At 69.2% G+C, this 7,214-nt stretch carries 4 protein-coding genes and 1 pseudogene; all 5 read right to left on the reverse strand.

The genetic code is table 11. The annotated features are described in order from the left end of the window. Positions 1 to 2,121, reverse strand: a pseudogene (locus I0Q12_RS28590) (3-hydroxyacyl-CoA dehydrogenase NAD-binding domain-containing protein); the annotation flags it as partial. 23 nt (positions 2,122 to 2,144) lie between these two features. Continuing rightward, positions 2,145 to 3,359, reverse strand: a complete 1,215-nt coding sequence (locus I0Q12_RS28595; protein ID WP_197256982.1) for an acetyl-CoA C-acetyltransferase — start codon at positions 3,357 to 3,359, stop codon at positions 2,145 to 2,147. 173 nt (positions 3,360 to 3,532) lie between these two features. After that, entirely contained in the window at positions 3,533 to 4,171 is a 639-nt protein-coding gene (locus tag I0Q12_RS28600) for a response regulator transcription factor (protein ID WP_197256984.1), read from the reverse strand. After that, the gene (locus tag I0Q12_RS28605; protein WP_197256986.1) at positions 4,168 to 6,129 is read right to left on the reverse strand and encodes a sensor histidine kinase; all 1,962 of its coding nucleotides are present in this window, start codon (positions 6,127 to 6,129) and stop codon (positions 4,168 to 4,170) included. The genes I0Q12_RS28600 and I0Q12_RS28605 overlap by 4 nt, the downstream gene beginning before the upstream one ends. A gap of 40 nt (positions 6,130 to 6,169) precedes the next feature. Beyond that, complete coding sequence (locus tag I0Q12_RS28610; protein ID WP_197256988.1) at positions 6,170 to 6,856, reverse strand: hypothetical protein; 687 nt, start codon at positions 6,854 to 6,856, stop codon at positions 6,170 to 6,172. Between the last annotated feature and the right edge of the window lie 358 nt (positions 6,857 to 7,214).

The following is a 7,214-nucleotide window of genomic DNA, read 5'->3' on the forward strand; positions in this document are numbered from 1 at the left end:
AAGCGCTCGCCGTACTTGGCGGCGAGTTCCTCGGCCCGCTTGACGAAGCCTTCCTTGCCACCCGGGTAGCCGACGATGAACTGCGCGACACCACCGGTCCAGGCCGGGAAGCCGATGCCGAGGATCGAACCGATGTTGGCGTCGGCGGTCGTCTCCAGAACGCCCTCGTCGAAGCACTTCTGGGTCTCGATCGCCTCGGCGAACAGCATGCGGTCGATCAGGTCCTGCAGCGGCACGTCGAGCGTCGCCTCGGTCTGGTAGTGGTCACGCAGACCCTGCCAGATGCCGAGACGCTTGCCGGTCTCGTCGTACTCGTAGAAGCCGGCCTTCTCGAGGCGTCCCGGACGACCCTGCTCGACCATCCAGTCGACGACGTCGAGCGCGGGGTGACGGGTGGCGCCCATCTTGGTGTCGCCCTTGGCCGCGGCCTCGGCCGTCTCCTTCGCGATCTTCTGCATGAGCTTCATGTTCAGCTCGTCGGTCAGCTGCAGCGGCGGAGCCGGATAACCGGCCTGCGAGCCGGCCTGCTCGATCGTCGCGGGCTCGATGCCCTCGCCGAGCATCGCGATGGCCTCGTTCACGAACGTGCCGATCACCCGCGAGGTGAAGAAGCCGCGGCTGTCGTTCACGACGATCGGGGTCTTGCGGATCGCGAGCGTGTAGTCGAACACGCGGGCCAGCGCCTCGTCGGAGGTCTTCTCGCCCTTGATGATCTCGACCAGCGGCATCTTGTCGACCGGGGAGAAGAAGTGGATGCCGATGAAGTCCTCGGGGCGCTTCACACCGGTCGCGAGACCCGTGATCGGCAGCGTCGAGGTGTTCGAGCCGAGCAGCGCGTCGGGATCGACGATGTCCTCGATCTCCTGGAACACCTTGTGCTTGAGCTCGGTGCTCTCGAAGACGGCCTCGATGACGAAGTCGACGCCCGCGAAGTCGGCGACATCGGCGGTCGGCTTGATGCGATCGAGCAGAGCCTTCGACTTCTCCTCGGTGGTCTTGCCACGCGAGAGGGCCTTGGCCTCGATCTTCTCCGAGTAGCTCTTGCCACGCTCGGCGGCCTCGAGGGTGACGTCCTTGAGGACGACCTCGAAACCGGCCTTGGCGGAGACGTACGCGATGCCGGCGCCCATCATGCCCGCGCCGAGCACGCCGACCTTCTTGATCTCACGCTTGGGCACGTCCTTCGGACGCGAGGCGCCCGAGTTGATGGCCTGCATGTCGAAGAAGAACGCCTGGATCATGTTCTTCGCGACCTGGCCCGTGGCCAGCTCCACGAAGTAGCGGGACTCGATGGTCGACGCGTTGTCGAAGTCGACCTGCGAGCCCTCGACCGCCGCGGCCATGATGGCGCGCGGAGCCGGCATCGGAGCACCCCTTGAGCTGCTTGCGCAGGTTCGCAGGGAACGCAGGGAGGTTCGCGGCGAAGGCCGGCGACGACGGGGTGCCACCGGGGATCTTGTAGCCCTTGACATCCCACGGCTGCACGCCGCCCTCGGGGTTGGCCTTGATCCACGCCTTCGCGGCCGGGACGAGTTCCTCGATGCTGCCGACGACCTCGTCGATCAGGCCGAGCTCCTTGGCCTTGACCGCGTTGTACTTGTTGCCCTGCAACAGAACCGAGAGCAGGGCGGTCTGGATGCCGAGCAGGCGGACGGTGCGGGTGACGCCACCGCCACCGGGCAGCAGGCCGAGGCTCGCCTCGGGCAGACCGATCTGCACGCCCTTGACGTCGGCGGCGATGCGGTGGTGGGTCGCGAGGGCGATCTCGAGGCCGCCACCGAGCGCGGCACCGTTGATCGCGGCGACGACGGGCTTGCCGAGGGTCTCGAGGCGACGCAGGTCCGCCTTGATGTCCTGCACCTCGTCGAACGTCGCCTGCGCGTCGTCGGGTCCGATGGCGATGAGGTTGCGCAGGTCGCCGCCGGCGAAGAAGGTCTTCTTCGCGGAGGTGATCACGACACCGGTGATCGAATCCTTCTCGGCGACGAGACGATCCACGGTCGCCTTCATCGAGGACTTGTAGAGCGCGTTCATCGTGTTCGCGCCCTGGTTGGGGTCGTCGAGGGTCAGCACGACGATGCCGTCGGCGTCCTTATCCCAGGAAATCATGTTGTCGCTCACTGTTTTTCAGATTCCTTCCGGTGTCAGACGCGCTCGATGATGGTGGCCACACCCATACCGCCACCGATGCACAGGGTGACGAGGGCGCGCTTGGCTCCGCGACGCTCGAGCTCGTCGACCATCGTGCCGGTGATCATGGCGCCCGTGGCGCCGAGCGGGTGGCCCATCGCGATGGCGCCGCCGTTGACGTTGAGCTTCTCGTCCGGGATGTTCAGATCCTTCTGGAACTTCAGGACGACGGAGGCGAAGGCCTCGTTGATCTCGAACAGGTCGATGTCGTCGACCGTCAGGCCCGCCGCGGCGAGAACCTTGTGCGCGGCCGGGGTGGGGCCGGTGAGCATGATCGTCGAGTCGGCACCGGAGGTGGCGGTCGCGACGACGCGGGCACGCGGGGTCAGGCCCAGGTCCTTGCCGGCCTGCTCGGAACCGACGAGCACCAGCGCGGCACCGTCGACGATGCCGGAGCTGTTGCCACCGTGGTGGACGTGGTTGATCTTCTCGACGAAGTGGTACTTCTGCATCGCGACGGCGTCGAAGCCGCCCATCTCACCGATCGTCGCGAACGACGGAGCGAGCTTGCCGAGGCCCTCGAGGGTGGTGTCGGGGCGCATGTGCTCGTCGTGGTCGAGGATGGTCAGGCCGTTCTGGTCCTTGACCGGCACGACCGACTTGGAGAAGTAGCCACCGGACCACGCGGCAGCGGCGAGCTGCTGCGAACGCAGGGCGTAGGCATCGACGTCCTCGCGGCTGAAGCCCTCGATGGTCGCGATGAGGTCGGCGGAGATGCCCTGGGGCACGAGGTAGCTGTCGTAGTTGGTGGCGGGATCGAGCATCCACGCGCCACCGTCGGAGCCCATCGGGACGCGCGACATGGACTCGACACCGCCGGCGATGACCAGCTCGTCCCAGCCGGAGCGCACCTTCTGCGCAGCCAGGTTCACGGCCTCGAGGCCGGAGGCACAGAAGCGGTTGAGCTGGAAGCCGCCGGTGGTCACGGGCAGGCCGGACACGGTGACCGCGGTGCGCGCGATGTCGGCACCCTGGTCGCCGACCGGGCCGACGACGCCGAGGATCAGGTCGGAGATGCGGTTCTCGTCCAGGTCGGGGAAGCGAACACGCAGCTCGTCGATCAGGCCCGTAACCAGGGAGATCGGCTTGACGGAGTGCAGCGACCCGGTCTTCTTGCCGCGGCCGCGCGGAGTTCGGATGGCTTCATAGATGAATGCCTCTGTGGTCACAGTGCGGGGTTCCTTCCCGTGCTTTCGAATGTGACGGGCGTTGTCCGCTGTGACAGCAGCCACGCCCAACCTCCACCACCCTAGGAGCGTCCGGTCCGGCTTTTAAGGACCGAACCGATCGGAGTCCGTGACCGAAGCGAGCGAGCGCTCGGGTACGGGACGGACGGATGGAGTCAGATGCCGAGACCGGCCTCGCGGGCCCGCACGATCGCGGTCGCGCGGTCGACGGCACCGAGTTTGCCCAGCACGTTCGACACGTGGTTGCGCACCGTCTTCTGGCTCAGGACCAGCCGCCGCGAGATCGTGGCGTTGTCGTAGCCGCGCGCGACCAGGTCCAGCACCTCGCGTTCACGCTCGGTCAGTTCGGGGAACGCACCGCGCGCGACCGTGCGGGACGTGGCCATCACACCCAGCGCCTTCTCCGCGACCGCGGCACCGACGATCAGTTCCCCGCCCGCGACCGCCCGGATCGCGCGTTCCACCCCGGACGGATCGGCACCTTTGACGAGGTAGCCGCGCGCCCCGGCCCGCATCGCCGCGACGAGCAGATCCGCGTCCTCGTGCATGGTCACCATCAGCACCCGGAGTGCGGGATGTTTCGCGACGAGGCCGGCGGTCGCTTCGATGCCGGAACCGTCACCGAGTTCGATGTCCATCAGCACGACGTCGACGTCCGCGGTCACCACGTCGAGGGCCTGGCTCACCGAGCTGGCCTCGGCGACCACGTCGATTCCGTCGAGGGTGCCGAGCAGCGCGACCATCCCGAGCCGGAAGACCGGATGATCGTCGACGACGGCGACGCGGATGCTCATGACTCTCCTGCCGGAACTGCCGGTGACGTGGCCGTCCACGGCAGACGAGCGCGCACGACGGTGCCGTGCGGGTGTGCTTCGGTGATGTCGACGACGCCGCCGACGTCGCGGGCACGTTCGCGCATGCTGTGGGTGCCGACGCCGGCGCGGGCGTCCGGTCCCCTGCCGCGACCGTCGTCGCTGACCTCGACGGTGAGCAGGTCTCCGGTGGTGTGAATGCGGACCGTGCATCCGCGAGCACCGGAATGCCTGCGCGCGTTCGTGACCGCTTCGACGGTGATGCCGTACGCCGCGGCGGCCACCGCCCGGGACAGTCCGGCCGGGGCGTCGGCGTCGACGTCGATCGTGAACCCGCTGTTCGAATGGATGCCGGCGAGTTCGTCGACCGCGGCGACGAGTCCCAGCTCGTCGAGCACGGGCGGGAGCAGTCCCCGCGACAGTTCGCGCACGCCCTCCACCTGGTGGTCGAGTTCGCGCAGCAGCGCGTCGATCAGCTCCAGCGCGCCCTTCGGGTCGGTGCCGGCGAGGTTGCGAGCCCCCTGCAGCCCGAGCCGGATTCCGGCGAGGGACGGGCCCAGCCCGTCGTGCAGTTCCCGGCGGATGGTGCGCCGCTCCTCGAGGCGTGCCTCCCGGAGCTGGTGCCGCGCCGCGTCGAGTTCCTCCGCGGACCGCAGCACGACGAGTCCGGCTTCGACGACGGTGGCGAGCTCACCGAGCGCGCGCAGACTGCGGGGCCCGAGGGCCTCCCCGGGTGGCGCGGTCACCGTGAGGGTTCCGGAGTCGAGGATCATCTCCTCGGCGCGGCTGGTGGGTTCGCCCCAGCGCGCGAGGATCTCGCCGTCCCGGCTCACCGTGACCGATTCGAGCCGCAGCGCGGTGCCGATGCCGGCGGTGAGGTCGCCGAGGAGCCGGCGGGGCGTGCCGGCACCCGCGAAGTGCCGGCCGAGGTTCTGCACCGCGCGGACGGAGTCGATGCCGTCGCCGTACACGAGGCGGTGCACGCGTCGTGTCAGGCTGCTCCGCACCGGCTGCACGGCCAGCGCGACCGCGGTCGCGGCGATGGCCTGGGCGGCGACCGAGCCGTCCGTCGGCAACATCAGCGACGCGGTCACCGCGACCACGAGATACCCGGCGGCGAGCACCGCGACGAGACTGCCGGCGAGCGCGGCGCGGCTGACCGCGAAATCCAGCCCCCACAGTCGTTGCCGCAGCACCACGACGAGGATCGCGACGGGGTAGAACGCCTGGGTCGCCAGGTGGATCAGCGGAGTGAGCATCCACGGCAGCCCGGGGACGGCGAGCGGAATGTAGGAGGCCGTCATCAGCGCCGCGCCGAGCGCGAGCCAGCCGAGCCCGGCGGACTCCGCCGCCGGGGCGGTGCGGCGCCGCCACAGCACGTGCGCGGCGGCGAGGAACCCGACCACCACGACGGGTAGCACCAGCCACAGGTCGGCGGTGTCGGTGTACGTGCGGGCCCACCAGAACCATACGGTCGCAACAGTTCCGGCGGCCACGCCGATCCGCTCGAGCTGCCCGAGCGTGCCGTCCCGGACCAGCCACGGCACCACCAGGAACAACGCGAGCGTTCCCGGGATCCACGCCGAATTCTGCAGGGGCGCGAGCGCGCCGACGAACGGCAACTCGGGTCGCACGAGCGCGAGCCGCGACCACGCGTAGGACAGCGCCGCGATACCCGGGCCGATCGCGGCGACCGCCGTGATGATCGGCACCGGATGCACGCGACGTGCGAGCACCACCCCCGTGACCGTTCCGTACACGGCGGCACCGACGACGTCGACGAGGAAGAACAACTGATCGGCGTCCAGCGTCGGCCGGGCGGCGGCGAACACCACGACCGAAACGACTGCGAGTGCCCAGGCCAGGACGGCGACGACTGCGGCGGGCACCTGTGTTCCACCGGTGCCCGCCGACCCCTCGTTCTCGTGCGCGACTGTCATGGTGCGCCGAGTATCCCCGATTCCCCCCGTATTTCGTGATTCACCGCGTCCGCGCGGCGACCGCGAAGCCGACCCCGGCCACGAGAACCCACACCGGGCCGACAAATCCGGCCAGGTACTGCAGCGGCGAGATGCCGGTCAGCAGCGTGAGGCCCCCCAGCACCACGCTCGCCCAGCCCAGCCAGCGCGGGACGGCGCCGTGCCGCAGCGACGCGACCGCGACCGCGAGACCGCTCACCCCGGCGCCGACCCACAGCCACGGAATGGTGCCCATCCAGTGCGAGGCGACCACCGCGACCTCGGGAACCATCTGTCCCGGCTCGCTGAGCCCGAACAGCAACTCGGTGTCGAGGCCGGTCCCGAGCAGGGTGGCCACGGACGTCAGCACCAGTCCGAACGCCGCGACGGCCGGCAGGATGCTGAACTCGGGCAGCGCGATGCGGAGGCGTCGCTGCAGGCCCGCCGCGAACACGAGCAACAGCACGGTGCTGACCATCAGCGTCAGGTGCATGACGAGCATCGCCGTGCGCTGCTCCGCGAACTCGGCGGTGATGGCGACCGCGTTGCCCGCGGTGTCCTCGTTGTAGGCGGCACTCATCGCCATGCTGGCCTGGATTCCGACCACCCCGGCCAGGCCCGCAACGGCGCCTGCCCAGGCCCACAGGGATCCTCCCGGGTGCAGGGAACCGTCGGTGGTGTCGTGTTGTGTGACGCTGTCGATGCTCATGTCCGCCCCTCCGCTCGGACGCACGGTGCGCCCGTCGACAAGGACAGTGCTGCGCTCGGTGTCCCGGGCACGAGGGACAGCCGTCCCGATTTCCCGGGACGGGACGGCAACCCGAGGTGATGTGCGCCACAGCGCGACTCGCGGTTCGGGGCTCCGACGTGCGCGAATGCGGTGAGGTGCCACCGATGTGGAAAATCCCCGGGGCAAGCGGGAACTTTTCGGCGGGGCCGCCCCTCTCATCCTCGACACACGGAAACGACGCGAAAGCGAGGTCGGGATGAGCAGCGGGCACCTTTCCGGTCTCGCCCGGCCGGGTCGACATGACCATCACACCGTAAGGGGAGAACGATGAGCTGGG

Origin of the sequence: Rhodococcus sp. CX, from assembly GCF_015865005.1 — a bacterium.
Taxonomy (GTDB): domain Bacteria; phylum Actinomycetota; class Actinomycetes; order Mycobacteriales; family Mycobacteriaceae; genus Rhodococcus.

Excerpts from the sequence above, each read along its gene's own strand:
- I0Q12_RS28600 (WP_197256984.1), bottom strand. The coding sequence starts at position 4,171 with ATGAGCATCCGCGTCGCCGTCGTCGACGATCATCCGGTCTTCCGGCTC.
- I0Q12_RS28605 (WP_197256986.1), bottom strand. The coding sequence starts at position 6,129 with ATGACAGTCGCGCACGAGAACGAGGGGTCGGCGGGCACCGGTGGAACA.
- I0Q12_RS28610 (WP_197256988.1), bottom strand. The coding sequence starts at position 6,856 with ATGAGCATCGACAGCGTCACACAACACGACACCACCGACGGTTCCCTG.